The sequence below is a fragment of the Micromonospora sp. NPDC048947 genome, assembly GCF_040649495.1.
Classification (GTDB): domain Bacteria; phylum Actinomycetota; class Actinomycetes; order Mycobacteriales; family Micromonosporaceae; genus Micromonospora; species Micromonospora alfalfae.
Map to the genome: position 1 here is coordinate 240,468 of NZ_JBEZFO010000008.1, position 26,497 is coordinate 266,964.

The 26,497-nt window shown below is 72.3% G+C and carries 24 protein-coding genes; 16 read left to right on the forward strand and 8 right to left on the reverse strand.

The features are described 5' to 3' along the window. Positions 1–39: 39 nt before the first annotated feature. Together AB0B98_RS14615 and AB0B98_RS14620 are read right to left on the reverse strand one after the other, a co-directional pair. Positions 40–837 (reverse strand): site-2 protease family protein, encoded by a 798-nt coding sequence (locus tag AB0B98_RS14615; protein ID WP_357278397.1) that lies wholly within the window; start codon positions 835–837, stop codon positions 40–42. Continuing rightward, complete coding sequence (locus AB0B98_RS14620; RefSeq protein WP_030337978.1) at positions 837–1,037, reverse strand: hypothetical protein; 201 nt, start codon at positions 1,035–1,037, stop codon at positions 837–839. The genes AB0B98_RS14615 and AB0B98_RS14620 overlap by 1 nt, the downstream gene beginning before the upstream one ends. Before the next feature lie 144 nt (positions 1,038–1,181). Between AB0B98_RS14620 and AB0B98_RS14625 the strand changes: the two genes are divergently transcribed. Continuing rightward, the gene (locus AB0B98_RS14625; protein ID WP_357362979.1) at positions 1,182–2,948 is read left to right on the forward strand and encodes a protein kinase; all 1,767 of its coding nucleotides are present in this window, start codon (positions 1,182–1,184) and stop codon (positions 2,946–2,948) included. Between the two features lie 54 nt (positions 2,949–3,002). Here AB0B98_RS14625 and AB0B98_RS14630 read toward each other — a convergent pair whose 3' ends face one another. Next, positions 3,003–3,233 (reverse strand): winged helix-turn-helix domain-containing protein, encoded by a 231-nt coding sequence (locus tag AB0B98_RS14630; protein ID WP_238667454.1) that lies wholly within the window; start codon positions 3,231–3,233, stop codon positions 3,003–3,005. A 295-nt stretch (positions 3,234–3,528) separates the two neighbouring features. Here AB0B98_RS14630 and AB0B98_RS14635 point away from each other — a divergent pair, with 295 nt between their 5' ends. The 5 genes from AB0B98_RS14635 (at position 3,529) to AB0B98_RS14655 (ending at position 8,229) form a co-directional block, all read left to right on the forward strand. Next, positions 3,529–3,747: a hypothetical protein gene (locus AB0B98_RS14635; RefSeq protein WP_238667455.1), complete on the forward strand. Its 219-nt coding sequence runs from the start codon at positions 3,529–3,531 to the stop codon at positions 3,745–3,747. Continuing rightward, the gene (locus tag AB0B98_RS14640) at positions 3,744–4,043 is read left to right on the forward strand and encodes a hypothetical protein (RefSeq protein WP_357362981.1); all 300 of its coding nucleotides are present in this window, start codon (positions 3,744–3,746) and stop codon (positions 4,041–4,043) included. The genes AB0B98_RS14635 and AB0B98_RS14640 overlap by 4 nt, the downstream gene beginning before the upstream one ends. Before the next feature lie 131 nt (positions 4,044–4,174). After that, positions 4,175–6,103 carry a bifunctional adenosylcobinamide kinase/adenosylcobinamide-phosphate guanylyltransferase gene (locus AB0B98_RS14645; RefSeq protein WP_357362983.1) on the forward strand — a complete coding sequence of 643 codons (1,929 nt, stop codon included), beginning with the start codon at positions 4,175–4,177 and terminating at the stop codon, positions 6,101–6,103. Continuing rightward, complete coding sequence (locus tag AB0B98_RS14650) at positions 6,093–6,866, forward strand: adenosylcobinamide-GDP ribazoletransferase (protein ID WP_357362985.1); 774 nt, start codon at positions 6,093–6,095, stop codon at positions 6,864–6,866. Before AB0B98_RS14645 ends, AB0B98_RS14650 begins: the two co-directional genes overlap by 11 nt. 67 nt (positions 6,867–6,933) lie before the next feature. After that, positions 6,934–8,229 carry a DUF2314 domain-containing protein gene (locus AB0B98_RS14655; protein ID WP_357362987.1) on the forward strand — a complete coding sequence of 432 codons (1,296 nt, stop codon included), beginning with the start codon at positions 6,934–6,936 and terminating at the stop codon, positions 8,227–8,229. A gap of 150 nt (positions 8,230–8,379) precedes the next feature. Here the strand turns inward: AB0B98_RS14655 and gcvT are convergent, their stop codons facing one another. Further along, on the reverse strand, positions 8,380–9,510 hold the full coding sequence (gene gcvT / locus AB0B98_RS14660; RefSeq protein ID WP_357362989.1) for a glycine cleavage system aminomethyltransferase GcvT: 1,131 nt from the start codon (positions 9,508–9,510) through the stop codon (positions 8,380–8,382). Positions 9,511–9,672: 162 nt separating this feature from the next. Between gcvT and AB0B98_RS14665 the strand changes: the two genes are divergently transcribed. Continuing rightward, positions 9,673–11,247, forward strand: coding sequence for a leucyl aminopeptidase (locus tag AB0B98_RS14665; protein WP_357362991.1), 1,575 nt, complete (start codon positions 9,673–9,675; stop codon positions 11,245–11,247). A 53-nt stretch (positions 11,248–11,300) separates the two neighbouring features. Here the strand turns inward: AB0B98_RS14665 and AB0B98_RS14670 are convergent, their stop codons facing one another. Beyond that, positions 11,301–11,627 (reverse strand): hypothetical protein, encoded by a 327-nt coding sequence (locus AB0B98_RS14670; protein ID WP_357289769.1) that lies wholly within the window; start codon positions 11,625–11,627, stop codon positions 11,301–11,303. 178 nt (positions 11,628–11,805) lie between these two features. Here AB0B98_RS14670 and lpdA point away from each other — a divergent pair, with 178 nt between their 5' ends. After that, the gene (gene lpdA, locus AB0B98_RS14675) at positions 11,806–13,197 is read left to right on the forward strand and encodes a dihydrolipoyl dehydrogenase (protein WP_357362993.1); all 1,392 of its coding nucleotides are present in this window, start codon (positions 11,806–11,808) and stop codon (positions 13,195–13,197) included. 67 nt (positions 13,198–13,264) lie between these two features. After that, positions 13,265–15,100: a 2-oxoglutarate dehydrogenase, E2 component, dihydrolipoamide succinyltransferase gene (gene sucB / locus AB0B98_RS14680; RefSeq protein WP_238667464.1), complete on the forward strand. Its 1,836-nt coding sequence runs from the start codon at positions 13,265–13,267 to the stop codon at positions 15,098–15,100. 63 nt (positions 15,101–15,163) lie between these two features. Here sucB and AB0B98_RS14685 read toward each other — a convergent pair whose 3' ends face one another. Then, on the reverse strand, positions 15,164–16,099 hold the full coding sequence (locus AB0B98_RS14685; protein WP_357362995.1) for an SDR family NAD(P)-dependent oxidoreductase: 936 nt from the start codon (positions 16,097–16,099) through the stop codon (positions 15,164–15,166). A 153-nt stretch (positions 16,100–16,252) separates the two neighbouring features. Between AB0B98_RS14685 and AB0B98_RS14690 the strand changes: the two genes are divergently transcribed. Continuing rightward, entirely contained in the window at positions 16,253–17,590 is a 1,338-nt protein-coding gene (locus AB0B98_RS14690; protein WP_357362996.1) for a low temperature requirement protein A, read from the forward strand. Between the two features lie 101 nt (positions 17,591–17,691). Further along, positions 17,692–18,186: a hemerythrin domain-containing protein gene (locus AB0B98_RS14695; protein WP_357362997.1), complete on the forward strand. Its 495-nt coding sequence runs from the start codon at positions 17,692–17,694 to the stop codon at positions 18,184–18,186. Here the strand turns inward: AB0B98_RS14695 and AB0B98_RS14700 are convergent. After that, the gene (locus AB0B98_RS14700) at positions 18,183–18,569 is read right to left on the reverse strand and encodes a MerR family transcriptional regulator (protein ID WP_238667468.1); all 387 of its coding nucleotides are present in this window, start codon (positions 18,567–18,569) and stop codon (positions 18,183–18,185) included. The two genes, AB0B98_RS14695 and AB0B98_RS14700, sit on opposite strands and share 4 nt — an antisense overlap. A gap of 56 nt (positions 18,570–18,625) precedes the next feature. Here AB0B98_RS14700 and AB0B98_RS14705 point away from each other — a divergent pair, with 56 nt between their 5' ends. From AB0B98_RS14705 to AB0B98_RS14715, 3 genes are all read left to right on the forward strand, one after another. Then, positions 18,626–19,615, forward strand: a complete 990-nt coding sequence (locus AB0B98_RS14705) for an aldo/keto reductase (RefSeq protein WP_357362999.1) — start codon at positions 18,626–18,628, stop codon at positions 19,613–19,615. A gap of 132 nt (positions 19,616–19,747) precedes the next feature. Next, complete coding sequence (locus AB0B98_RS14710) at positions 19,748–20,647, forward strand: TIGR01777 family oxidoreductase (RefSeq protein ID WP_357363001.1); 900 nt, start codon at positions 19,748–19,750, stop codon at positions 20,645–20,647. Between the two features lie 75 nt (positions 20,648–20,722). Beyond that, the gene (locus AB0B98_RS14715) at positions 20,723–21,637 is read left to right on the forward strand and encodes an LLM class flavin-dependent oxidoreductase (RefSeq protein WP_357363003.1); all 915 of its coding nucleotides are present in this window, start codon (positions 20,723–20,725) and stop codon (positions 21,635–21,637) included. Positions 21,638–21,741: 104 nt separating this feature from the next. Here AB0B98_RS14715 and AB0B98_RS14720 read toward each other — a convergent pair whose 3' ends face one another. Further along, entirely contained in the window at positions 21,742–22,977 is a 1,236-nt protein-coding gene (locus AB0B98_RS14720; protein ID WP_357363005.1) for a PHB depolymerase family esterase, read from the reverse strand. Between the two features lie 218 nt (positions 22,978–23,195). Between AB0B98_RS14720 and AB0B98_RS14725 the strand changes: the two genes are divergently transcribed. Both AB0B98_RS14725 and AB0B98_RS14730 read left to right on the forward strand, forming a co-directional pair. Then, the gene (locus AB0B98_RS14725) at positions 23,196–25,028 is read left to right on the forward strand and encodes a DUF2079 domain-containing protein (protein WP_357363007.1); all 1,833 of its coding nucleotides are present in this window, start codon (positions 23,196–23,198) and stop codon (positions 25,026–25,028) included. Between the two features lie 57 nt (positions 25,029–25,085). Beyond that, positions 25,086–26,402 (forward strand): hypothetical protein, encoded by a 1,317-nt coding sequence (locus tag AB0B98_RS14730; RefSeq protein WP_357363009.1) that lies wholly within the window; start codon positions 25,086–25,088, stop codon positions 26,400–26,402. Positions 26,403–26,497 lie beyond the last annotated feature (95 nt).

The window sequence follows — 26,497 nt, forward strand, 5'->3', positions numbered from 1 at the left end:
CGCGCCGACCGGGCCGGGTCAGCAATCAGCCCCGCCCGATCAGCCCCGCCAGAAGCGGATCAGCTCCAGGCCGGTGGCGTAGAGCCACGACGGCAGACCGAGCAGGTCACCGACCGCGAAGACCGCGTCGAAGAACCAGCCGCCGATGCGCGGGTTCCACAGCAGCGCGAAGAGCAGGATGAAGCCGTACGGCGCGAACAGGTCGTACATCTTGCGCCACTGCGGGTTGAGCCACGGCTGGATCATGTTGCCGCCGTCCAGGCCGGGTACCGGCAGCAGGTTCAGCACACTGGCGGTGAGCTGGAGGAAGGCGAGCAACGCCACCCCGGCCCAGAACTCCACCGGACCATCCGACTGGGTGCCGAGCCGCACCGCCGCCACCAGCACCAGCGTGAACAGCACGTTTGTCGCCGGGCCGGCGAGGCTGACCAGGGTGTGCCGCAGTCGACCCGGGATGGCGTGCCGGTCCACCCAGACCGCGCCACCCGGCAGGCCGATGCCACCGAGCAGCACCACCACCACCGGCAGCACTATCGACAGCAACGGGTGGGTGTACTTCAACGGGTTGAGCGTCAGGTAGCCACGATGGGCGATGTCCCGGTCGCCGGCCCGGTAGGCAACCACCGCGTGGGCGTACTCGTGCAGGCAGAGCGACACCAGCCAGCCGGACACCACGAAGAGGAACACGTTGAACCGGACGCTGCCGTACCCGTTCCAGGTCAGCACCCCGCTGACCGCGAAGAGCGCGACCAGGCCGAGGAAGACCGGGCTGGGCCGGAACGCCGCCTTGGGTACGCCGAGGACCAGCCCGTCACCGCCCGGGCGGTCGTAGGCCATCACTCGGCCGTGGGCAGCAGGCTCATCCGGTACTCCACCCGGTCGTCCTCCACGAGCGCGACCGAGGTGACGCCGGACGCCGCGAGCTCCCGCCAGGTCTGACCGATCCAGGATTCGGCGTCGGCCTGGCTGCCGAACGACTCCGCCGGTCCCTCGACCGTCTGGCCGTCCGTGCCCTCGTACCGCCAGCTCCACGCCATGCCGCGTCTCCCCTCGCCGCTGAAGTCCCCGTGGGACGAACCCTCGCCAGCGTAGTCGGCCCGACGCGCAACGGCCGCTCGCTCGCCCCGGCGGGACCCACGGGGTGGATCAATCCGATCGACGGCGGCCGGTACGGTGGCTCGGTGCTGACACGGGGAGTGCTGCTCGGCGACCGGTACCGGCTGGGCGAGCGGGTGGCGACGGGTGGGATGGGCGCGGTCTGGCGCGGCACTGACGTGCTGCTGGAACGCGAGGTCGCGGTGAAGGTGCTGCTGCCGTCGCTGGTCGCCGATCCGGAGTTCACCGCCCGGTTCCGGGCCGAGGCGCGGATGCTGGCCGCGCTGCGGCACCCCGGCGTGGTGCCGGTGCACGACGTGGGGCAGGCGGCGCTCGACGACGGCAGCCAGGTCGACTACCTGGTGATGGAGTACGTCGAGGGCGAGCCGTTGTCCGCCCGGGTGCGCACGGTGGGGCGGCTGGATCCGGCCACCACGATGTCGGTGCTGGCCCAGGCCGCCGACGCGCTGCACACCGCCCACCTCGCCGGCATCGTGCACCGCGACGTGAAGCCGGGCAACCTGCTGGTCAAGGGCGACGGCACTGTGGTGCTGGTCGACTTCGGCATCGCCCGGTCCCGCAACATGGCCGGGCTCACCGCCGCGAACATGGTGCTCGGCACCGCCTCGTACATGTCTCCCGAGCAGGCCACCGGGCAGCCCGTCTCGGCCGCCACCGACATCTACGCGCTCGGCGCGGTCGCGTACTTCTGTCTTGCCGGGCAGCCGCCCTTCCACGGTGACAACCCCCTCGCGGTGGCATTGCGGCACGCCCAGGAGGACCCGGCGGCGCTGCCGGCGGACACCCCACCGGCGGTTGCCGCCGTGGTGTCCCGCGCGCTGGCCAAGCGTCCGGAGGACCGGTTCGGCAGCGCCGCTGAGCTGGCCGCTGCCGCCGCCGATGCCCGGGACGCGACACTGGCCAGCATTCCGGTCTCGGCCCGCCCACCGTGGGCGCTGGCCGCTCCCACCCCGCGTGCCTCGGCCCCCGCCACGCCTGGGGTCCCGGCCCCCGCCGGGCCGGTTCCCGCCTCACCCGCCGGGCCGGTGTCGGCGGGGCTCGCCGCCGCCCCGCCACCGGCGCGCGTCGCGGGCGAACCGACGACCGAACCGAAGCCCACCCGGGAGGACGCGCTCCCGGCCGGGCCGGGCGGCCGACGTCTGCCGCTGTTGCTCGGGGCCGGCGCGGCCGTCCTCGTCGCGGTGATCGTCGCGGCGGCCGTGCTGGCGCTGCGACCCGAGGCGAACCCGGGTGCGGCGGACCCACCACCCGCACTGGCCGGGGAGTCAGCGGTAGCGACCGACGCCCCGCTGCCGGCCGGCGACGCGACCACCACCGGGCCGCGACCCAGCGGCACGCCGGGCGCCACCCGCACCGCGCCGGCCGACCCGACCGGATCCCCCGCCGACGCGCCCGCCAGCGGCGGACCGGCCGAGACCCCGGGAGCGGGAAACGCGCCCACCGGTACGGCCAGCAGCCGACCGACGTCCAGCGGCAAGCCGTCGAGCCGGCCCAACCCGTACACGGCCGCGCAGGCGTGCGGCAGCGGCTACCAGGTGATCGACTCGGCGACGCTGACCGGCGGGGACGGGCAGCGCAGGGGTCGGGTCTTCCTGCTCTACCACTCGGGCACCGGCACCAACTGCGTGGTCACCCTCAAGGACAGCGCGGTGGGCGCGAAGTCGGCCGCCTCGGCGTACCTGGAGGTGCAGGGGCGGGCACGCAGCACCGACAGCGGGTCCTTCGACTACTACGCCGGACCGGTGAAGGCGGTCGCCGCCGGGACGTGCGTCAAGTGGGGCGGCTCCACCGGCGGGGTCAGCTACGGCAGCGGGTTCGAACACTGCGACTGAGCACCGGTAGGCACCCGGGCCCGCAGGCGCGGCATCGAGGGGTTGTCCGCCTGCCTACTTGTCGCTGACGTAGGTGCCGCGCTGGGGAACGGTCATCACCAGTCCGCGCTCCCGGAGCAGGCGCACCGCCGCCCGGACCGTTCCACGCGCCACGCCGTACTCCTGCTGGAGCGTCGACTCACTCGGGATCGGCCGCCGGGGAGGCAGCTCTCCGTCCTCGATCCGTTTGGCGATCACGTCTGCGAGTTGGACGTAAATCGGCGTCGGAGACAGCGGGTCGATCATGGACGCAAACATAGGAGACGTTCATAGACGTCTAGTCTTTCGGTACGTCTATAGACGTACACAGACGTACACAACTACGGTTGGTTGCGGATGAGCGACCGACCGTAGGAGTTCGAGTGCGGAGAGTTTGGTTCGACGACTACCTCCTCTCAGCGGCATTGACGCTGGCGCGCCGCCACCGGCCGGTCTGGTCGTGGATCCGGTGGCGGAACGTCTGCCGCTGCGGCGCGGAGCTTCCCTGCCGATCCCGCCACCGCATCCCGATCAACCGGGGGCACCGGCCGGGTGAACGCCGATGACGCGGCACGGACCGGTCCTGCCCCTGTGGCTCTGCGAGACGTGTGGCAAGCCGTGGCCCTGCGTCACCCGCCGGGAAGAACTGTTGGGCGAGTACGCCGACGCCTCGTTCACGCTGGCCGTCTACATGGGCACCTATCTGGTCTCCGCCGAGCAGGACCTGAGTTGGGCTCAGCCAGACGGGCTCCGCCGCCGCTTCCTCGGGTGGGTGCCGTGACCACGCTCCACCCCGGCGACATCGTCCGCATCGGGTTGGCGTGCTCGGTGCAGTTCACCGGGAACCGGGTGCTGCGGCTTCGACTCGTGGCTGTCGGGGAGCCCGACCCGTACAACGACTGGATCTGGTTGACGGGCTACGTCCTCGGCCCGAAGGGCAACGCCACCGACAAGCGCGAGGTCTACGTCCAGCGCGCCGGAGTCGTGGTCGTGGAAGGGGTTCCCCGACCAACTCTCTCGACGCGGAATCCGCACGCCCAACCTCACCCCAGGCGCACCCGGGTACGGACGGTCTGAGGTGCGCGTAGCTCGGTGCCGCGCCGACGGTTGGGAACATCGGCCCGCGACGGACGCAGGACGAACTTTCGATCTTCGGTTGGGCTGGGGCGAGGTGCCCGGGTCCAAGGCGGGAGAACTAAGGTACGGGCATGTCCGTAGACGGGTGGAACACGGTCCTGGTGCTCGGCGGTATCCGGTCCGGCAAGTCCGAGTTCGCCGAGTCCCTGGTCACCGACGCGCCGGTGGTCCGCTACGTCGCCACCGCGCCCGAGGGCGACCCGGAGGACACCGAGTGGGCGACCAGGCTGGCGGCGCACCGCGCCCGGCGGCCCGGCAGCTGGACCACCGAGGAGACCACCGAGGACCCGCGTCGGCTGGCCGACGTGCTCGAGTCCGCCGAGCCGAACGAGATGCTGCTCGTCGACGACCTGGGCGGCTGGGTGACGGTGCTGCTCGACCCGGACCACCAGCCCGCCGACGACGTGGCGACCATCGCCGAGCTGGCCGAGGCGATCCGCGGGTGTGCTGCCCGGGTGGTGCTGGTGAGCCCCGAGGTGGGGCTGTCGCTGGTGCCGACCACCCCGCTGGGCCGGGCGTTCACCGACGCGCTGGGCGCTGCGAACCGCGCGGTCGCCGACGCCTGCGACGCTGTCGTACTGGTCGTCGCCGGTCAGCCGGTCTGGCTCAAGCCGGCCGCCACCGCGACCGAGCTGTCCGCTCCCGCCACCGTGACCGCGCCGACGGCCGCCGCCACCGCACCGGTCGTGGCGAGCCTGGCCGACACCGAGCCCACCCCTGAGGTGCAGCTGCCCGACGTGCTGACCCCCACGCCGCCGGCCGCCCCGACCGCGGAGTCGGGCAACCCGTGGGCGGCGCCGACCATGGCGCTGCCGATGGTGTCCACCGGGCTTGTCATCCAGCCCGGCATGGAACTGCCGATGCCCGACGAGTACGCCGGCCCGCAGGCTGTCGACCGGCTGGCCACGCTGGACGTACCGGGTGCCGGGTTGGGCGTGCTGGACCGGGTGGTGGGCTTCGCCGCCGCCACCCAGGGCACCTCGACCCCTGTCGCCTGGGGCTCGGTGCGGGTGCTGCTGCTGCACGGCGACCACGCCGGCGGGGCGGCGGCCGGCACCGTCGCCGGTGAGTCGGCGCGCCGCGCCGCGCAGGCCCGCGCCGGTCAGGGCGCATTGGCGCGGCTGGCCGCCGAGAGCGGCGCGAGTCTCCAGGTGGTGGACACTCCGGCCTCCGCGCCGATCGAAGACCAGCCGGCTCTCGCGCCGGAACAGGTGGAGTCCGCGCTGCGCTACGGCTGGCGGCTGGCCGAGCAGGCCGCCGACGCGGGCGTACAACTGCTGGTGCTCGGTGCGTGCGGCGCCGGCACCGAGGCGGCGGCCGCGGCGGTGCTCGCGGCGACCGCGGGCGCGGAGCCACCCGCCGTGCTGGGCCGGGTGATCACCGACTCCGGCGAGATCGACGACGCGGCGTGGATGATCCGCTGCGCGGCGGTGCGCGACGCGCTGCACCGCACCCGGCGCTCGTCGCGCGGCGCCAAGGACATCCTGGCCGAGCTGGGCGGCGGCGACGTGGCGGTGGCCACGGGCGTGCTGCTCGGCGCCACCGCCCGCCGGGTGCCGGTGCTGCTCGACGGGCCGGTCGGGTTGGCCGCCGGCATGGTGAGCCGCGACCTGGCCGGGCAGGCCCGGCACTGGTGTCTGCTGGCCGACCACGGCGGGCACCCTGCCGTGCGGCTCGCCGCCGACGTGCTGGGTCTCACCCCGCTGCTCGACCTGCGGATGGATCTCGGCGAGGGCGCGAACGCGCTGGTCGCGCTGCCGCTGCTGCGCTCGGTGCTGGCGTTGTCCGCCGCGCTTCCGGTGCACCCGTCGCTGACCGGCACCGACGACACCGACCCGGCCGCCGACGAGCCGGAGTCCACCGACCCGAGCTACGCCGACCCGGATCTCACCGAGCCCGACCCGACCGAGCCCGACTTCGCCGAGCCGGAGCCGGCCGGACCAGGACCGGCCAGCACCGGGGCGGACGAGCAGCCGGCGTCGAGCTGGCGTGCCGGCTGAGCCACGGCTGCTCGCCGGGGCCCGGCTCGCGGTCACCACGTTCACCACGCTGCCGGTGCGGGCCGGGCGCATCGACCGCCCGGTCGCCGGCACGGCGATGGCCCTCGCCCCGGTGGTCGGCGCGCTGCTCGGCGCCCTACTGGCCGGTGTGCTGCTGCTGGTCGGGGCGCTCGCCCCACCGCTGGTGGCGGCCGGCGTGACAGTCGGCGTCGGCGCGCTGCTCAGCCGAGGGCTGCACCTGGACGGGCTGGCCGACACAGTGGACGCGCTCGGCTCGTACCGGCGGGGCGAGGCCGCCCTGGAGATCATGAAGAAGCCGGACGTCGGCCCGTTCGGGGTGGTCGCCCTGGTGGTCGTACTCCTGGTGCAGGCGGCGGCGCTCGCCGACCTCGCCGGTCGGTCCTGGCCGGCGTGCCTCGCGGCGGTGGTCGCGGCGACCGCGGCCGGGCGGCTCGGTGTCACCGTTGCCTGCCGGCGGGGCGTGCCGGCGGCCCGACCCGACGGGCTGGGCGCGCTGGTCGCCGGCACTGTCGGCCCGGTGGCAGTGGCCGCCGGCGCGATCGCCGTCGTGCTGCTGGCGGTGCCCGCGGTGCCGGGCCGCCCATGGCAGGGGCCGCTGACCGTCGTCGCCGCGATCGCCGTCGCGCTACCGCTGCTCAACCACGTGGTACGCCGCCTCGGCGGGATCACCGGCGACGTCCTCGGCGCGACCGTCGAGGTGGTCACCACGCTGGTCTACCTGGGTCTGGTGCTGTCCGGCTGAACCGGGCCCGGCGGGCCGGGTAGCGTTCGGCTCGACAACACCGGCGCGGCCACCGGGGGAACCCACAATGCTCATCACGGACGACTTCCTGCCCGTTCCGGTGCCGGAGTCGCTCAGCGCGACCTACCTGGTGCCGATGGCGGGGCTACCGAAGGTCAGTGCGAAGACCGCGGTGGCGGCCCTGACCGGCCGGCTGGCCGAGCCGGTGCACGGGCTGGCCCGGCAGATGCTCGACAGCCCGCTGATGAGCGTCGACACCCGGCCGATCGCCGAGTTCCCCGAGCTGCCACCGGACCTGCTCACCGCGTTCGGTGCCACGAAGGAGCAACTGGACCGGCTGGCAGCGGCGACGCACCTGGTGGTCGTACAGGCCGAGTACCGGCCCGGTTGGCCACCCGCGCACGAGTGGGCCGCCCGGGCGGTCGCGGCCGCCGTGGCGGAATCCGTCGACAGCGACGTCGTGGACGTCTTCGGCCTCCAGTTCCTCGACCCGGCGACCGCGCTGCGCTCGCTCCCCGACGAGAACGGCCGGATCCGGCTTGTCGACTGGGTGCTGGTGCCGTACTCCTCGGACACCGAGGGCCTGTGGTTCACCACGAAGGGGCTGCGCCGCTTCGGTCTGCTGGAGTTGCAGACCCAGGGGGTGCCCGACCACCTCACCCGCGCCTGGGGTGCGGTGATGACCGGGGCGGCCCGCCGACTCCTGCGGGACTGGACCGACGGGCTCACCGGCGAGGAGGTGCCGGCGTTCGTGCAGTTGCCGGTGCTGGCCACTGTCACCGGGCACGACATCGCTGTGGCGTACGGCAACCCGGAGCAGCACGGCGCCACCGCCCCGGTGCTGCTGCGCCTCGAACTGGACCCGGCGACCGACCCGGAGGCCGACTCGTTCCTCAGCCTGCGCCCGCCGGCCGGGCACCCCGGCCCGGACGGGCGCTACTACGCCGCCGCCTGCGCGACCCTGTTCTCCGGGATCCAGCCGGACGTGCGCTACGCCCGCTCCGGTGACGCGATGAGCCGTGCGGTCGCCACCGCCCGGGGCGCGTTGGCTGACGCGCGGGCCCGGTTCGTCGCCGGCCAGTTCCCCACCGAGTCGCAACTGGTGGTGAAGTACGGCCTGCCCGGAGACGACGGCCCGGAGTACGTCTGGGCGGGCGTCACCTCGTGGGAGACCCCGGAACGCATCGTCGGCGTGAGCGCCAGCGACGCCAACACCGACCAGAGCGTCCGCATCGGCGCCCCAGTGGTCGTGGAGACGTCCGACGTGGTCGACTGGGCCGTCCTGGACGCCACAGGCGTCATAGAAGGCGGCTGGACCCAAGCAGTCCTGGACTCAGGCGAACCCCCAACCCCCTCCCGCTAACCTCCCGCGGTCCCACCCACCCCCACCCCCACCCCCACCCCGCGTTGATCATGAAGTTATTGCCACCGCCGTCGGCGTGTCGTGGCAATAACTTCATGATCAACCAGGGCCAGGTCCAGGGCAGGGCCAGGGCAGAGGTGGGGGTGGGGGTTACTTCACTGAGGGGGTTACGAAGGGGGGTTTGGTCAGGGTCAGGGGGGCTCGGCGGCCTCGGATGTCGATCTCGACCTCGTCGCCGTCGGTCAGGTTGGCGGCGGTGTCCAGCAGGGCCAGGGCGATGCCCTGCTTCCTCGTCGGGCTGAAGGTGCCGCTGGTCACTGTGCCGACCTGGGTGTCCCCCACGTGCAGGGTCATGCCGGGACGCGGGATGGCCCGGTCGACTGCCACCAGGCCGCGCAGCGTACGCCGGGGGCCGGCGGCCTTCTCGGCGAGCAGCGCGTCGCGGCCCCAGAAAGCCGGCTTGTCCCAGCCGACCGCCCAGCCGGAGCGGGCCTGCACCGGGCTGATGTCCAGGGAGAGGTCCTGCCCGTGCAGCGGGTAACCCATCTCGGTCCGCAGTGTGTCCCGGGCGGCCAGCCCGCAGGCGCGCAGCTCGAACGCCGCGCCGACGGCGAACAGCGCATCCCACACGACGACCGCGTGCTCCGCCGGCACCACCAGCTCGTAGCCCAGCTCACCCGTGTAGCCGGTACGACAGACCGTCAGCTCCACCCCCTCGAGGCTCGCGGCGGAGAAGCTCATGTAGCCGTGTTCGGTGGGCAGGTCCAGGGCGGCCAGCAACTCGGCCGAGCGGGGGCCCTGCACGGCCAGCACCGCGTACGCCTCGTGCTCGTCGGTGACTGTCACCTGCGCGGGAGCGGCGGCGCGCAACCGGCGCACCACCTCGGCGGTGTTCGCCGCGTTCGGGATGAGGAAGACGTGGTCGTCGGCGTACAGGTAGGCGATGATGTCGTCCACCACGCCGCCGGTGGCGTCGTCGCAGCAGAGCGTGTACTGCGCCCGGCCCGGGCCGATCCGGCCCAGGTCGTTGCTGAGGCAGGAGTTGACGAAGTCGGCCGCGCCGGGGCCGCTCACCCGGGCCTTGCCCAGGTGTGACACGTCGAAGACCCCGACCGCCGTACGCACCGCGGTGTGCTCCTTGAGCACTCCGCCGCCGGCGTACTCCAGGGGCATCTCCCAGCCCCCGAAGGGGGCGAACTTGGCTCCGGCGGCGGTGTGCCGCTCGTGCAGCGGGGAACGGCGCAGCCGGGTCGCGGCGGCGTCGGAGGTCACGTCGGTCATGGGTGGCAACTTACCGGGGACAACGTCGCTGGTTAGCATCGGCGGGAGCCCGCTGGCGCTGTCGGCGGGACAGCCATGACGTCCGGCGGGTAGGTTCCGCCGGAGACCTTCACCGCTGGTACGCGACGCCGCGACCGGCCCGGCCCGCCCGGAGTAGCTTCAGTGACTTCACCCCGCACCACCAACCTGAGCCTGGTCGACACCGACCCGGCCGAGCTCGCCGTCGACGCGATCGTGATCGGCGTGCACAGCCAGACCGGAGAGCAGGGCGCCACCAGCGGCCTCGCCGGCACCCTGCTGCTCGCCAGCGGCGCGGAGAGCATCGCGGCCGCGTTCGACGGCAAGCTGACCGAGACCCTCGCGCTGCTCGGCGCGACCGGCGGGCCGGGTGAGGTCATCAAGCTGGCCACCCTGGGCACCGTGACCGCCCCGCTGGTCACCGCGGTCGGGCTCGGCCCGGAGCCGTCGGGTGCCGCCCCGGCCCCGGAGACGCTGCGCCGGGCCGCCGGTGCGGCGATCCGGGCCCTGGCGGGCGCGCCCACTGTCGCGCTGGCGCTGCCGCTGCCCGACGACGCGGACGCGTCGGCTGAGCTGCGCGCGATCGCCGAGGGCGCGCTGCTGGGTGGGTACCGGTTCGCCGGTTACAAGACGCGGCCCCAGCCGACCCGGCGCGAGCCGGTGGCCGAGGTGCTCATCGCGGTGCCGGACGCCGGCGACGCGGGCGCCCAGGCGGAAATCGCCCGGGCGCAGGCGGTGGCGGGCGCGGTCCGGCTCAGCCGGGACTGGGTGAACACCGCGCCGAACGAGCTGCGTCCGCCGTCGTTCGCCGACGCGGTCGCCACCGCGGCGCGCGAGGCAGGCCTCGGCGTCGAGGTGCTCGACGAGGCGGCGCTGGCCGCCGGCGGGTACGGCGGCATCGTCGCGGTCGGGCAGGGCTCTGAGGCCCCGCCGCGGCTGGTGAAGCTGACCTACACCCCGCAGGGCGGCGGCAACGGCAAGCGGGTCGCGCTGGTCGGCAAGGGCATCACCTTCGACACCGGCGGCATCTCGATCAAGCCGGCGCAGGGCATGTGGGAGATGAAGTCCGACATGGCGGGCGCCGCCGCGGTGGGCGCGGCCATGCTGGCGATCGCCGCGCTGAAGCCGACGGTGGCGGTCAGCGCGTACCTGCCGATGGCGGAGAACATGCCGTCGGGCACCAGCTACCGGCCGGGTGACGTGGTCACCATGTTCAACGGCAAGCGGGTCGAGGTGCTCAACACCGACGCCGAGGGCCGGATGATCCTGGGCGACGCCATCGCCCGCGCCTGCGCGGACGGCACCGACTACCTGTTCGAGACCTCCACACTGACCGGTGGCCAGGTGATCGCGCTGGGCAAGCGGATGGCCGGCGTGATGGGCACCCCGCAGTTGTGCGACCGGGTGAAGGTGGCCGGCGACGCCGTCGGCGAGCCGGCCTGGCCGATGCCGCTGCCCGACGACGTCCGTAAGGGCATGGAGTCGGATGTGGCGGACATCTCGCAGGTCAATGCCGGGATGGACCGGGCCGGTCACATGCTGCAGGGCGGCGTGTTCCTGCGCGAGTTCGTGGCCGACGACGTGGCCTGGGCGCACATCGACATCGCCGGGCCGGGCTACCACTCGGGCGAGCCGACCGGCTACTGGACCAAGGGCGGCACCGGCGTTCCGGTCCGCACACTGGTGCAGCTCGTCGAGGACGTCGCCGCCAACGGCTGACCGGACACGCGGAAGGGGCCCCCTGCTCAAGGGGGCCCCTTCCGCGTTGCTCACTACCGCTCGGGGCGACGTTTGCGGCGTTCGTTGAAGTCGCGCATCCGCTGCGGGTAGCCCATCAGCCGGACGTCGTACACCGGGATGCCCATCCGGTAGGCGAAGCGTCGGGCTCCGTCCGGGCCGTCGATGCGCCGACGGGTCCACTCCCCGTCGTCGGCGATCAGGATGACGGTGGTCTCCGTCACCGTCGTACGGGGTTCGATGAACGCCTCGACGCCGCGCCGACTCCGGATGAAGTTCTCCAAATGGTCCAGATCGCCGCGACTGGCAGCACGGTCATGGCTCGGCACAGCCGTCTGTTTGCGGCGCCGGAACAAGCCCACCGGATCTCTCCCCCACCGTGCGTCATCGACAACGGTGCCAAGGGTACGTGTCGATGACGTGTCGTTGGGCACCTCGGTACGCACCCTGTGCCCAGTGGTGACAAGATGACCGAGGTGGGGTGTGTCCGTGTTACACCTCTGTGACCCCCGATGCAGCGACGCGACCTGGGAGTTGGACGTGAGCGAGCCGAACGAAGCGACCTTCGACATTGTCATTCTCGGAGGTGGCAGCGGCGGCTACGCGACCGCGCTGCGCGCCGTCCAGCTGGGCCTGAAGGTCGCGCTGGTCGAGAAGGGCAAACTTGGCGGCACCTGCCTGCACAACGGCTGCATTCCGACGAAGGCACTGCTGCACGCCGCCGAGATCGCCGACCAGGCCCGCGAGTCGGAGCAGTTCGGCGTGAAGGCCGAGCTGATCGGCATCGACATGGCCGGGGTCAACTCGTACAAGGACGGCGTGATCGCCCGCCTGTACAAGGGCCTGCAGGGCATGTTGAAGGGCAACAAGGGCATCACGATCGTCGAGGGCGCCGGCAAGCTGGTCGGCAAGAACGTGGTCGAGGTGGACGGCAAGCGTTACACCGGCCGCAACATCGTCCTGGCCTCCGGCTCGTACGCGAAGAGCCTGCCCGGCCTGGAGGTCGACGGCGAGCGGATCATCACCAGCGACCACGCCCTCACGATGGACCGGGTGCCGTCGTCGGTGATCGTGCTCGGTGGCGGCGTGATCGGCGTCGAGTTCGCCAGCGTGTGGAAGTCCTTCGGTGTGGACGTGACGATCGTCGAGGCGCTGCCCCGGCTGGTCGCCGCCGAGGACGAGGAGTCGTCCAAGGCGCTGGAGCGGGCGTTCCGCAAGCGGAAGATCAACTTCAAGGTCGGCAAGCCGTTCGAGAAGGTCGAGAAGACCGACAACGGCGTCAAGCTGACCATCCAGGGCGGCGAGACCGTCGAGGCCGAGCTGCTGCTCGTCGCCGTGGGTCGCGGCCCGAACACCGCCAACCTCGGGTACGAGGAGCAGGGCGTCAAGATGGACCGCGGCTACGTGCTGACCGACGAGCGGCTTCGCACCAGCGTGCCGAACGTCTACGCGGTCGGCGACATCGTGCCCGGCCTCCAGCTCGCACACCGGGGCTTCCAGCAGGGCATCTTCGTCGCCGAGGAGATCGCCGGGCAGACCCCCGCCGTGATCGACGAGGTCGGCATCCCGCGCGTCACCTACTGCGACCCGGAGCTGGCGTCGGTGGGCCTCACCGAGGCCAAAGCCAAGGAGCAGTACGGCGCCGACAAGGTCAAGACGTACAACTACAACCTGGGTGGCAACGGAAAGAGCCAGATCCTCAAGACCACCGGCTTCGTGAAGCTGGTTCGGGTCGAGGACGGCCCGGTGGTCGGCGTACACATGATCGGCGCCCGGGTGGGTGAGCTGATCGGTGAGGCGCAGCTCATCTACAACTGGGAGGCCTACCCGGCGGAGGTCGCCCAGCTCGTGCACGCCCACCCGACCCAGAACGAGGCCCTGGGCGAGGCGCACCTGGCCCTCGCCGGCAAGCCGCTGCACTCGCACGCCTGATCATCCACAACCGCGGCGTCCGGCGACGGGCGAAGATCCCACCAGGGGAATGAAGGAGTCTCAGAAAATGCCGGTATCGGTCACCATGCCCCGGCTCGGCGAGAGCGTCACCGAGGGCACCGTCACTCGCTGGCTCAAGCAGGAGGGCGACACGGTCGAGGTCGACGAGCCCCTGCTCGAGGTCTCCACCGACAAGGTCGACACCGAGATCCCGTCACCCGCTGCCGGCGTGCTGAGCCGGATCGTGGTCGGCGAGGACGAGACCGCCGAGGTCGGCAGCGAGCTGGCCGTCATCGCCGGTGAGGGCGAGTCGACCGGCGGTGGCGAGGCCGCCGGGCAGGAGCAGGCCCCGGCCGAGTCGGTCGAGCCGGCTGCCGAGCCGACGGCCGCCGCCGAGGGCACCGCTGACGAGGTGGCCCAGGACGAGGCTCCGGCCGAGGCGCCGGCTCCGGCCGCCGCCTCGTCGGGCGAGGGCACCGCGGTGAAGATGCCCGCCCTGGGCGAGAGCGTCACCGAGGGTACTGTCACCCGCTGGCTGAAGCAGGTCGGCGAGACGATCGAGGTCGACGAGCCGCTGCTGGAGGTCTCCACCGACAAGGTGGACACCGAGATCCCGTCGCCGGTCGCCGGCACGGTGCTGGAGATCAAGGTCGCCGAGGACGAGACCGCCGCGGTCGGCGCCGACCTGGCGATCATCGGCGTTGCCGGCGGGGCCTCCGCCCCGGCGCAGCCCGAGCCGAAGCCCGAGCCGAAGGCGGAGGCCAAGCCGGCGCCGAAGGCCGAGCCGAAGCCGGCGCCGAAGGTCGAGGAGCCGACCCCCGGCATGTCGTACAACGAGCCCGCCGCGGAGACCGAGAGCTCGGCGCAGCCGGCGAAGACCGAGCAGGCCGCACAGCCGGCCGCGTCGACCTCGACGCCGCCGCGTCCGTCCGCCCCGGCACCTGGTGCCGGCGAGGAAGCTGCCGGGTACGTCACGCCGCTGGTGCGCAAGCTGGCCAGTGAGCACGGCGTCGACCTGGCCGCGCTCAACGGCACCGGCGTGGGTGGTCGGATCCGTAAGCAGGACGTGCTGGAGGCCGCCGAGAAGGCGAAGGCCGCCAAGGCCGCTCCGGCTCCGGCGGCTGCTCCCGCCGCCGCGCCCGCGGCCAAGCCGGCCGCGAAGCCGCAGCCGAGCACCAAGCGGGGCACCACGGAGAAGCTGCCGCGGATCCGGGCGACGATCGCCAAGCGGATGCAGCAGTCGCTGCACGAGACGGCGCAGCTGACCACTGTCGTCGAGGTCGACGTCACCAAGGTCGCCAAGCTGCGGGTCCAGGCGAAGGACTCGTTCCAGGCCAAGCACGGCGTGAAGCTGTCCTTCCTGCCGTTCTTCGCCCTCGCCGCCGTCGAGGCGTTGCAGACCCACCCGATCATCCAGGCCAGCATGGACCTGGACGGCGGCACGATCACCTACCCGGCCGCCGAGCACCTCGGCATCGCCGTGGACACCGAGCGCGGGCTGCTCGTGCCGGTCATCCACAACGCCGGTGACCTCAACATGGGCGGCATCGCCAAGCGGATCGCCGACCTGGCGGAGCGCACCCGGGCCAACAAGATCACCCCGGACGAGATGGCCGGGGCGACCTTCACGCTGACCAACACGGGCAGCCGGGGCGCGCTCTTCGACACCCCGATCGTGCCGTCGCCGCAGTCGGCGATGCTCGGCACGGGTGCCGTGGTGAAGCGTCCGGTCGTGGTCAACGACCCGGAGCTGGGCGAGGTCATCGCGGTCCGGTCGATGGTCTACCTGGCCATGTCCTACGACCACCGGCTGATCGACGGCGCCGACGCGGCGCGCTTCCTGACTGCTGTCAAGGAGCGGCTGGAGGGCGGCAACTTCGAGGCGGAGCTGGGCCTGGCCTGATCCGCAGTAACGCCGAAAGGGGCGCCCCGGTCATCGACCGGGGCGCCCCTTCGTCTGCGCCGCTCAGCCCTTGAGCAGATCCGTCGAGACCTGCCAGAGCCGCTCGGAGGCCTCCGGGTCCAGCGCGTAGTCGGCGACACCCGTCCGCCCGCCGGGCTGGGCGGGGGCGGCCTGCTGACAGTCCTCGAAGTAGCGCCCGCCCACTCCGTCGAGCAGCGGCGAGGCGGCGACCAGCACCGAGGTGGCGGCGCCCTGTTCGACTGTCTTCCAGGCCGCCGCGTTGCCCGCCCGCATCCGGTCCAGTTCCTCCTTGCTGACGTAGCGCTGGAGGTTGGTCTGGATCGCGCCGGGCATCAGCGAGTTGGTGTAGATGCCGTCGTCGGCCCAGCGGCGGGTCGCCTCCACGGCGAACAGCACGTTTGCCGTCTTGGACTGCCCGTACGCCTGCCACGGCTCGTACTCCCGCTTGTCGTACTGGATGTCCTCGAAGACCACCGGTGAGCGCAGGTGCGCGGCGGAGCTGACCGAGACGATCCTGGCGCCGTCGCCGGCCGCGAGTGCCGGGCGCAGACCGTTGGCGAGTGCGAAGTGCCCCAGGTGGTTGGTGGCGAACTGCATCTCCCAGCCCTGCGGGGTGCGCGACAGGGGTGCGGCCATGATGCCGGCGTTGTTTACCAGGATGTGCAAGGGGCCGTCCCAGTTGGCCACGAAGTCGGCGACCGATCCCTGGTCGGCGAGGTCGAGCGGGGCGACCAGCACGCGGTCGTTGCCGGTGGTGCCGGTGATGTCGTTGGCGGCCTGCTGACCCGCGTCGGGGTTGCGGACGGCCAATGTGACCTCCGCGCCGGCGCTGGCCAGGGCGCGGGCGGTCTCCACGCCGATCCCGGAGGACCCGCCGGTGACGACCGCCCGCCGCCCGACGAGGTCCACGCCCCGGATCACGTCCATGGCGGTGGAGTGATGGGCGAAGGAAGTGGTGATCGGGTTATTGGTGGTCATTGTCCATCCTTGTCCGGGGTGGGGCGGACCGGCCGGCCCGCTGTGGGAGGCCGCGGCCCCGGTGTTTTCCCGACCCTGGCCGGAGGTAACGCCGGACGCCTTCGCCATCGCCGTTCGGCCTCCGACCAGCCCCGACGCTGCCAGAGTGGGATCGTGGGCGGCTACCGGCGGGGTGGACAGCTGGGACCGGCCGTCCCGATCGCCCCCGGCGCGCGGGTGGACAAGTTCGAGGTCTTCTTCGATCTGGTCTTCGTCTTCTCGTTCTTCATCATCACCCGCGCCACCGCCGCGAACATCACCAGCCGGCAACTGCTGCACGCCGGCCTGGTGCTCGCCGTGCTGTGGTGGATCTGGGTGGTGCACAGCCTGGTCGCCACCCGGGTCCGGCTCGGCGAGGGCTACGTGCCGGTGCTCATGGTGATCGCGATGGTCGCCCTGTTCGCGTTCGCGCTGGCACTGCCACAGGCGTTCACCGACCCGAAGGGGAGCGCCGCCGGCCCGATGCTGGTGGCGATCAGCTACGTCGTGGTCCGTGGCATCCACTGGGTCCTCTATCAGCACGTGGTGCGGGACAGCCCGCAGGAGCGGCGGCAACTGCGGCGGTTCGCCCCGGAGCTGGCGGTGAGCATCGTGCTGCTGCTGGCCGCCGCGCTCATCCCGCCGCAGATCGCCGACCCCGACCAGGCCGCCATGGTCCGCGACGGCCTGTGGATCACCGTGGTGGTGGTGCAGTACGCCACCGGCTTCATCGTCGGGACCTGGGGCTGGGGGGTGACCAGCGCCGAGCACTGGACGGAGCGCTACGACCTCATCCTGATCATCGCGCTGGGCGAGTCGATCATCTCGACGGGCGTGGGCGGAAACCTGCTCGGCAAGCCGGTCACCTGGCCGGCGGTGGCGGCCGCCGCGCTCGGCATCGTGGTCACCGCGGCGCTCTGGTGGGCGCACTTCGACTTCATCGGGCCGGCCGCCCGGATCGCCCTGCACGCGGCGGAGGGCGCCCCCCGGGTGGCGATGGCCCGCGACGCGTACGCGTACCTCTACCTGCCGATGATCGCCGGGGTGATCCTCTTCTCGATCGGCAACGAGGAGGTCCTCCACAAGATCACCGACCCGGCCGGCGGGCTCGCCGAGAAGGTCGAGGGGCCTGCGGTGCCGATGCTCTTCGGCGGCTTGATCTGCTATTTCGCCGTCAACCTGCTCTTCCAGTTACGCACCCTGCACACCGTCACCTGGACCCGCGTCGGCGTCATAGTGGCGCTCACCGCGGCCCTCCCGGTGGGTCAGCACCTGCCGGCGCTGCTGGCGCTCAGCCTGGCGACAGTGATCTGCGTGGCGCTGGTGGCCGTGGAGGTGGTGGTGATGGCGCAGTCCCGGCACGCCCTGCGGGCCGCCGTCTTCCAGGAGCGGACCACCCACGAGGCCCACGAGGCCGAATGGCGGGCGCGCTGGCACGACGTCCGGGAGACCGACGAGCCGACCACTCCGTGACGGCGGAATTGGGGGCGTGACCGGCTGGCCCTAGACTTCGTCGCAGCGTCGCAGTGCACCCGGCCCGAAGGCCGCCGTGGGCATGGAGGCGCGGGGACAGCATGGGACGAAACGTGCACCCAACAGGTTCACCGGCCGGCCGGCTCGCCGCCGTCGGCAATCAGATGATCGAGATCCACCTCTGGCTCAGTGCGGAACTGGCCCGACTGCAGGCAAGCCTCGACGCCCCGTCCCGGGACCTGCGGGCGCACTGCCTGACCTTCTGCGCCGCGCTCGGCCGACACCACAGCGGTGAGGACGCGGGCGCGTTCCGGTTGCTGGCCGAGGAGGCCCCCGAGCTGCGGCCGGTCATCGACAACCTGATCACCGATCACGAGGTGGTGGCGGGGATCCTGGAACGGGTCGAGGCACTGCTGGGCGGCGACGCGGCGGTGCCGGTCGCCCAGGTGCGCGCCGAGTTGGGCGGGCTGGCCGCCCTGCTGGAGTCGCACTTCCGCTACGAGGAGAAGCGTCTGGTCACCGCCCTGAACGCGCTCACCGGTCGAACCGGAACGACAGAGGACCTGCTCGGTCTGAGCGCGCCCGGTTCCCGCTAGCCGGCCTCCGACCCCGCTGCGGTGCCGGATGGCCGCTCGTAGAAGCTGATCTTCTCCCGGAGGTGGTCGTACTGGCGCTGGAGCAGGCGCATCTGCTCCTCGACCCGCGCCGCGTGGTGGCACAGCAGCTCGTGCCGCTCGTCTGTGGTGTGCTCACCGTCGCGGGCCAGTTGCGCGTAGCGGCGCATCTGCGCGATCGGCATCCCGGTGTCGCGCAGGCAGCGGAACAGCACCAGCCAGCCGAGGTCGTCGTCGGTGAAGACCCGCTGCCCGCCCGACGTGCGCTCAACGTCAGCGAGCAGGCCGATCTTCTCGTAGTACCGCAGAGTGTCCAGGCTGAAGCCGCTGCGGCGGGCGGCCTCCGAGGGGGCGTAACCGCTCATGTCGCGAGATGGTAGTGCTTGACCTGGAGCGCGCTCCAGGTTGGAGGCTGCTGACCATGACGACGACACGGACGCTGGGACGCAGCGGCATCACGGTGAGCGCGATCGGAATGGGGTGCTGGGCCATCGGCGGCCCGCTCTGGGGTGACGACGGGCAGCCGTTCGGCTGGGGCGAGGTGGACGACGACGAGTCGATCCGCACCATCCACCGGGCGCTCGACCTCGGGGTGACCCTGTTCGACACCGCCAGCAACTACGGCGCCGGGCACAGCGAGCGGATCCTCGGTCAAGCACTGGCCGGGCGGCGGGACAGCGTGGTGATCGCCACCAAGTTCGGCAACGTCAGCGAGGAGGGCACCCGGCGGGCGCTCGGCACGGACGCCAGCCCGGCCTTCGCGGTGCGCAGCCTGGAAGACTCGCTCCGCCGGCTCGGCACCGACCACGTCGACCTCTACCAACTGCACATCAACGCACTGCCGGTGCCCGCCGCGCTCGATCTTGTCGACACCATGGAGGCCCTGGTCGACCAGGGCAAGATCCGGGCGTACGGCTGGAGCACCGACGACGCGGCCTCGGCGGAGGCGTTCGCGGCTGCCGGCCCGCACTGCGCCGCTGTCCAGCACGACGAGTCGGTGTTGCGCGACAACGCGGCGGTGCTGGCGGTCTGCGACAAACACGACCTGGCCAGCCTCAACCGTGGGCCGCTGGCGATGGGGCTGCTCACCGGGTCGACCCGGGCGGTCGGGACGGATGATGTGCGCGGGCGCGCACCGGAGTGGCTGGAATGGTTCACCGACGGCCGGCCGACGCCACGCTGGGCGGCCCGGGTCGACCAGGTCCGCGCGGCGCTCACCGCCGACGGGCGCACCCTCGCGCAGGGCGCGCTCGGCTGGCTGCTGGCGCGTAGCCCCCGTACCGTGCCGATCCCGGGTCTGCGCACCGTGGCCCAGGCCGACGAGAACCTGGCCACCCTGGAGCAGGGCCCGTTGAGTGCCGACTCCTACGCCGAGGTGGAGCGACTGCTCGCCGACCTGCGCACCCCCTAACCCCCTCCCCCCTCGCCGATCTTGCAGTTGCTGTCCCGACGAAACGGATGTGTCGGGGTGTAACGGCGACAGAAAGTGCAAGATCGGCGAGGGGGTGCGTCCGTCGGCGGCGTTCTGGACGAAGATGGGGGTATGCGGATCCTTCTGGCCGGCGCTTCCGGTTTCCTTGGCACCCGACTGGCCGACCTGCTCGTCCGCGACGGGCACGAGGTCACCCGGTTGGTCCGTCGGTCGCCGCGCGACTCGAAGGAGCGGCGGTGGGACCCGGCCGCCGGGCAGCTCGACCCGGCCGTGGCCGCCGAGGCCGACGCAGTGGTCAACCTGGCCGGCGCGGGCGTCGGCGACAAGCGCTGGAACGACGACTACCGGCGGTTGATCCGCACCAGCCGGGTGGACACCACCACCACGCTGGCGACCACCATCGCCGGGCTCCCCGCCGCCGACCGACCCGGCGTGCTGCTCAACTCATCGGCCGTCGGCTGGTACGGCAACACCGGCGACCGGGCGGTCGAGGAGGACGCACCGGCCGGCGAGGGCTTCCTGGCCGACGTCTGCCGGGTGTGGGAGGCCGCGACCCGGCCGGCCGAGGACGCCGGGGTACGCGTGGTCCGGCTGCGTACCGGTCTGCCGCTGCACAGCGAGGGCGGGTTGCTCAAGCCGCAACTGCTGCCGTTCAAGCTGGGCATCGCCGGCCGGCTGGGCAGTGGCCGACAGTGGCTGCCGTGGATCTCGATGGCCGACTGGCTGGACGCGACCCGCTTCCTGCTCGACCGTGACGACATCGCCGGACCGGTGAACGTGGTGGGACCGAACCCGGTCACCAACGCCGAGTTCACCCGCGAGTTGGCCCGGCAACTGCACCGCCCGGCGATCATCCCGATCCCCGCGTTGGCGCTCAAGGTGGTCCTCGGCGGCTTCTCCCACGAGGCCCTCACCAGCACCAGAGTCCTCCCCGGAGTCCTCACCAGGGCCGCCTACCCCTACCAGCACCCCACCCTCCCCGAAGCCCTCCACGCAGCCCTGACTCCCTGACCCGGTGGTTCGGCCCTCGGCAGAATCGGCTGCCAGCGGGTCGTCGGTGGGCCGGCGTGGGCCGATGCTGGACCAATGGCGACCTTCTCCCTCCAGGCCACCCCGACCGACGCGGCGAGCTGGGCCGAGCTGGCCCGTCGGGCCGAGACCGCCGGCTTCGACGCTCTGCTCGCCGCGGACCACCCCGGCGACGTGACGTCACCGTTCGTGGCGTTGGCCGCCGCCGCCCCGGTCACCTCGACGATCGGGCTCGGCTCGTACGTGTCGAACCTCGGCGTACGGGAACCGATGCTGCTCGCGGCCGACGTGGCCACCCTCGATCTGATCTCCCGTGGACGGGCCCGGCTCGGTGTCGGCGCCGGTCACACCCCGGCGGAGTGGCGCGCTGTGGGCCGGGAACGCCCCGATGTGGCCGGTCGGGTCCGCCGTTGCGTGGCCGTCGCCGAGGCGGTCCGTGCCCTGCTCGACGGCGCCTCGGTCACCGTCGACTCGGCCGAGCTGACGATGCGCGAGGCGGTGCTGCGCGAACCCCGGCCGGTGCAGGACCGGATCCCGCTGACGATGGGTACGGCGAACTCGACGCTGTTGCGCTGGGCCGGCGCGCACGCCGACGTGGTCGGGCTGACCGGGTTCGGACGTACCCTCGCCGACGGCCACCAGCATGAGGCGCGCTGGCGGGCCGACCAGATCGAGGCGCAGTTGGCCTGCGTTGCCGCCGGCGCCGCCGGCCGGACCGACCCGCCGGCGCTGGAGTCGCTGGTGCAGACGGTGGTGGTCACCGACGACGCCGAGGCTGCCGCCGTGGAACAGGCCCGGCGCAACGGCATGACCGCCGCCGAGCTGCTGGCCACCCCGTTCGTGCTGATCGGCACGGTGGGCGAGATCATCACGGCGGTCGCCGAGCACGAACGGCGCTGGGGGGTGACCCGGTTCGTGGTCCGCAGCGACGCGCTGGATCCGCTCGCGCCGGTCCTGGCCCGCCTAACCTGAGCCCCCGCCCCCCATCGCTGTTGATCAAGAGGTTTGCGTCATCCGGGAGCCGGAATCTGACGCAAACCTCTTGATCAACAGGGACAGGCGGGTGGGTGGGGGGTTCAGCAGCCGATCACCCAGTAATTGGGGGCGGTTTGCTTGAGGGCGCTGGTGTAGAAGGTGTTGTAGAGACCCATGCGCTGGTTGGAGCCGTTGGCGTAGGCGTAGCCGCCGGACTGGTACGCCCGACCCGCTGCCACGTGCGCGTAGTTGCTGGCCGTCACGCAGGTCGGCGGCGTGGTCGGGGTGGCCGTCGGGGTCGGGGTGGCCGTCGGGGTCGGCGTGGGGGTGGCCGTCGGGGTCGGGGTCGGGTTGGTCCCGCCGCCGTTCAGACCGAAGAAGAGCGCGTCACGGTACGTCGAGCAGATGGTGTCCAGGAAGTACGCGCCAGCGGTGCCGCACTGCTCGGCCGCCGAGCCCGGGTCGACCGGGGTGCCGTGGCCCATCCCGGAGATCCGGTAAAGGCGAACGTCGTCGTTGCCGTACACCTCCAGGCTGGTGTTGCCGGGCAGCGACGAGGTGCTGGTCGGGGTCTGCGACACGCCTCGCACGTTGGTCCACTGGTCGCGGGACTCGGTGCCGTTGAGCGGGGCGACAGTGGTGTCCGAGGTGCCGTGCCAGATGGCCACTCGGGGGCGCGGGCCGGTGTAGCCGGAGTACGCGCCCCGCACCAGGTCGCCCCAGGCCGCGGGGGTCTTGTCGGCACCCGGGTTCATGCAGCTGAACGCGTTGACCATGCTGGTGGCGCAGCGGTACGGAATCCCCGCGATGATCGATCCGGCGGCGAAGACGTCCGGGTAGGTGGCCAGCATGACAGCGCTCATCGCCCCGCCCGCGGAGAGCCCGCTGACGTAGACCCGGGAGCCGTTCACCCCGAAGTTCGCCTTGGCGTGGTCGACCATCTGCTTGATCGACAATGCCTCACCCTGACCTCGGGCGGTGTCCCCCGCCTCGAAGAAGTTGAAGCAGGAGTTGGCGTTGTTGCCGCTGGGCTGCTGGGCGACGATCAGGGCGAACTTCCACTGGTCGGCGTACTTCTGCCAGCCGGAGTTGGCGAAGTAGCCGGAGGCGTTCTGCGTACACCCGTGCAGCAGGACGACGGCCGGGGAGTTGGCCGGCAGGCCGTCCGGCCGGTAGGCGTACATGGCGAGGTTGCCGGGGTTGGAGCCGAACCCGGTGACCTGGGTGAGGGTGGCGGCCTGGGCTGGTGCCGCGACGGCGACCGCGCCCGCGACGGCGAGGGCGAGCCCGGCGACCGCACCGAGCAGCCGGGTGAGGGTGGACGAGGAGCGGCGCACGGCGGCCTCCTGAAGGGGCGGACTGTGAACTGGGTCACGGTCGAGTTGCCGAGACGTTACGACGATGTGTCGCCGCTATGACATGGGGCACACTCACACATTCACGACGGACGCTGTGTACGTCAGACAGTCGACGTGGCGGACCGAATCCGTCCCCAACGGTCCCGTCCTTGCAGGTCTGACCGGCCCGTCCAGGTCCGGTTGGTAACGTCCGCTGCGTGCCGTCCTCCCCGTCGCTGGCCACCGGGCCCGCACCCGTGCCACCGCCGCACACCGTCCGGGACCGCCGGGCCGACCTGATCGTCGTGCTGGTGGCGCTCGCGCTCGCCGTCTGGGTGACCAGTGGGCTGTGGCGGGACCCGAACGTCCGCACCATCACCGTCAACTCCAGCGACCAGGCGTTGTTCGAATGGTTGCTGGCCTTCGGCGGGCACGCGGTCACCCACTGGGAGAACCCGCTCTTCACCTACCTGATCAACGTCCCGGACGGTGTGAACCTCGCGGTCAACACGACGATCACCGTGTACGCGGTGGTCTTCGCCCCACTCACGTACCTGATCGGGCCACCGGCGACGTTCCTGGTGATCCTCACCCTGAACCTGCTCGCCACAGCCCTGGTCTGGTACTGGCTGCTCTCCCGGCACCTGGTCCGCAGCCGGCTGGCCGCCGGGGTCGGCGCGCTGTTCATCGCCTACTCCCCCGGCATGGTGTCGCACGCCAACGCGCACCTGAACTGGACCGCCGGTTGGCTGGTGCCGCTGCTGATCTGGCGGCTGTTCGCGCTGCGCCGCGCCGGGCACTGGCTGCGGGACGGGGTGATCCTCGGCGTGCTGGTAGCGGTGGCCTTCTCGATCGCCGCCGAAGGGCTCTTCTTCGCCGCGCTGGCGCTGGGGTTGTTCGTCGCCATCTGGGCGCTGCACCCGGCCAACCGGGCCGAGGCCCGCGTCGCGCTGCCCAATTTCCTGCGCGGGCTCGGGGTGACCGCCGTGGTCGCCGGTGTGCTGCTGTCGTACCCCTTGTGGTTGCACTTCGCCGGGCCGCAACGGTTCCACGGCACCGGCTTCGACCCGGTGATCCACTCCGAGGACATCGCGGCGTTCGCCGCCTTCCCGCGCCGCTCGCTGGCCGGTGAGGCGGGGCTGGGCACCTCGCTGGCACCGAACCCGACCGAGGAGAACTCGTTCTTCGGCATCCCGCTGCTGGTGCTCAGCGTGGTCTGTTTCGTCGTGCTCTGGCGGCGGGCCGACCCGCACCGCCGGGCCACCCTCTGGGCGCTGGGCGCCGTCGCGCTGATCTTCTCGGTGCTCTCTTTCGGCCCGATCGCCAAGGTCGACGGGCGACGCACCGACCTCCCCATGCCGTTCGACCTGCTCGGCCAACTGCCTGTGGTGAACGCCGCGCTGCCCGCCCGGCTGGCGCTGGTGGTCGCGCCGGTGATCGGGCTGCTGCTGGCGTACACGGTCGACCAGTTGCGCGCCGCACCACCCCGGCACCGCTCCACGGAACTGGCCTGGCTGCTGGGTTTCGCGGTGGCCCTGGTGCCGCTGCTGCCCACCCCGCTGCTGACCGACGAGCGGGAGCCGATCCCGCGCTTCATCACCTCCGGCACGTGGCGGGACTACGTCTCACCCGACGGGGTGCTGACCCCGGTGCCGCTGACAGTGGACATCTACCCGGACGGCCAGCGCTGGCAGGCGTACGCGTTGTCGCACCGGCAGGGCGAGTTCGCCATCCCGGGCGGCTTCTTCCTCGGCCCCGGCGGGCCGGACGGCCGGGGCCGGATCGGTCCGGTTCCGCGCACCCTGAGCGCCCTGATGGACCAGGCCGGTCGTACGGGCCTGGTGCCCATCGTCACCGACGGCACGATCCGGGAGGTCCAGTCGGATCTGCGGCACTGGCGCATCGAGACGGTGGTGCTCGCCGACCAGGTGCACGGCGCGAAGTTCGAGGTTGACGAGGAGGCGCTGCTGCGTACCGGCACCGCCCTGTTCGGCGAGCCGCAACGGGTCGACGACGTCTGGCTGTGGCGCATCCCGCCCGCCGATCGGTAGACCGCGACGCGGCCGGCCGGGGCATCACGACCGGCCGCCGTCGCGTCTAATGGGCCGATGAGATTGACCGGTGGGCGATTGCGGCGTGCCGCCGTGGTCGGGCTCGCGCTGGGGCTCGTCGCGCTCAGCGCGCCAGCCGCGAACAGCGTCGCGCTCGGCGCGCCAGCAGCCGGCGCCGCGAACAGCACTGTCGCCGACAGCACGGCCGGCGGGAGCACCGTCACCGACAGCACGGTCGGGGTGGTGCCGAGCCGGGTGCGCGATCCGTGGCTGTGGCAGGCCACCGTGGGGCAACGACCCGCCGGTCCGGCCGCGTTGGTGTTCTTCACCGACCGCACCCGCTACTTCGAGTCGACAGGGGTGCTGGTCGCCCGGGACGGCGCCTACCGGCTCATCCCGATCGGCATCGCCGAGGGGCACGGGCTGCTCTCCCCCGACGGGCGGCACTACCTGCGGCCGCAGTCCGGCGAGCTGCTGGACCTCACCACCGGCCGGCAGCACCGCACACTGAAACCCGGGCTGCACCCTTTCGCCTGGTCGCCGGATGGGCGGCGCGTGCTCGGCACCCGCAGCAACGACGATTCGGTGATCAGCTACGGGCCGGACAACCAGCAGCTGAACGACCCGGAGAAGCCCGACGACCTGCTCGTCGTCGACCCGTACCAGGGCACCGAACAGGTCGTCGCGGCCGGCACCTTCGCCGCCCACAACCAGGCGGCCTGGTCACCCGGTGGCGACCTGGTGGCGGTCACCGGCCCGCCGGACGTGCCTGCCCAGCTCGCCGAGCGCCAACGACTGGTGGTCGTCGACCCGGCCGGCGGCGGTCCTCGCTGGCAGGTCGACCTGGGCGACCGGCGGACACTGGCCGGCCCCGCCGCCTGGCACCCCGACGGCCGGCGGCTCGCGCTGCTCGCCTTCGACGGCTGCGCCGGGCCCAGGTGCACGGCCGAGCAGGCGGCGGCGCGCACCTGGCGAATCGAGTTCCTGGACACGGCCACCGGTCAGGCGGTCGGCCAGGCCCTGCCGGCCGGCACTTCGGCCAGCGGGATCATCGGCTGGCGCGCGGACGACCCGATCCTGCGGTATGTCAGCGATACGGAGCAGGACACGGACCGGCAAGCCCTCCTCGCCGCGCTGTCGCCCGACGGCGGTCGCGAGGTGCTGGTGACCACGCCGGTCGGGTCGACCGACCTGATGGTGCCGGCCGACCTGCTGACCCGGGCCGCGTTCGGTGGGCCGGAGCCCCGGCCGTCACCGTTCGCCGCCCCGCTGTGGGTCTACCTGACGCTGGGCGTGCCGACGCTGCTCGCGATCGCTCTCATCGTTCGCCGCACCCGCCGCCACCGCGCTGCGACGGTCCCTGCTCCGGAGTGACACGAGCCGCCGAGCGGTGCCGCCGAGCGGCACGACGACGTCCTCGTGAGGCGGCTCACCAGCGAAGATCGCCTCCAACAGGATTAGGCTGGGGC

Coding starts and splice junctions, on each gene's coding strand:
- AB0B98_RS14630 (WP_238667454.1), bottom strand. CDS start 3,233: ATGATCGACCCGCTGTCTCCGACGCCGATTTACGTCCAACTCGCAGAC.
- AB0B98_RS14645 (WP_357362983.1), top strand. CDS start 4,175: ATGTCCGTAGACGGGTGGAACACGGTCCTGGTGCTCGGCGGTATCCGG.
- AB0B98_RS14620 (WP_030337978.1), bottom strand. CDS start 1,037: ATGGCGTGGAGCTGGCGGTACGAGGGCACGGACGGCCAGACGGTCGAG.
- AB0B98_RS14700 (WP_238667468.1), bottom strand. CDS start 18,569: ATGAGCGGTTACGCCCCCTCGGAGGCCGCCCGCCGCAGCGGCTTCAGC.
- AB0B98_RS14710 (WP_357363001.1), top strand. CDS start 19,748: ATGCGGATCCTTCTGGCCGGCGCTTCCGGTTTCCTTGGCACCCGACTG.
- AB0B98_RS14705 (WP_357362999.1), top strand. CDS start 18,626: ATGACGACGACACGGACGCTGGGACGCAGCGGCATCACGGTGAGCGCG.
- AB0B98_RS14615 (WP_357278397.1), bottom strand. CDS start 837: ATGGCCTACGACCGCCCGGGCGGTGACGGGCTGGTCCTCGGCGTACCC.
- AB0B98_RS14715 (WP_357363003.1), top strand. CDS start 20,723: ATGGCGACCTTCTCCCTCCAGGCCACCCCGACCGACGCGGCGAGCTGG.
- AB0B98_RS14695 (WP_357362997.1), top strand. CDS start 17,692: ATGGGACGAAACGTGCACCCAACAGGTTCACCGGCCGGCCGGCTCGCC.
- AB0B98_RS14635 (WP_238667455.1), top strand. CDS start 3,529: ATGACGCGGCACGGACCGGTCCTGCCCCTGTGGCTCTGCGAGACGTGT.
- AB0B98_RS14730 (WP_357363009.1), top strand. CDS start 25,086: ATGAGATTGACCGGTGGGCGATTGCGGCGTGCCGCCGTGGTCGGGCTC.
- AB0B98_RS14655 (WP_357362987.1), top strand. CDS start 6,934: ATGCTCATCACGGACGACTTCCTGCCCGTTCCGGTGCCGGAGTCGCTC.
- sucB (WP_238667464.1), top strand. CDS start 13,265: ATGCCGGTATCGGTCACCATGCCCCGGCTCGGCGAGAGCGTCACCGAG.
- AB0B98_RS14685 (WP_357362995.1), bottom strand. CDS start 16,099: ATGACCACCAATAACCCGATCACCACTTCCTTCGCCCATCACTCCACC.
- gcvT (WP_357362989.1), bottom strand. CDS start 9,510: ATGACCGACGTGACCTCCGACGCCGCCGCGACCCGGCTGCGCCGTTCC.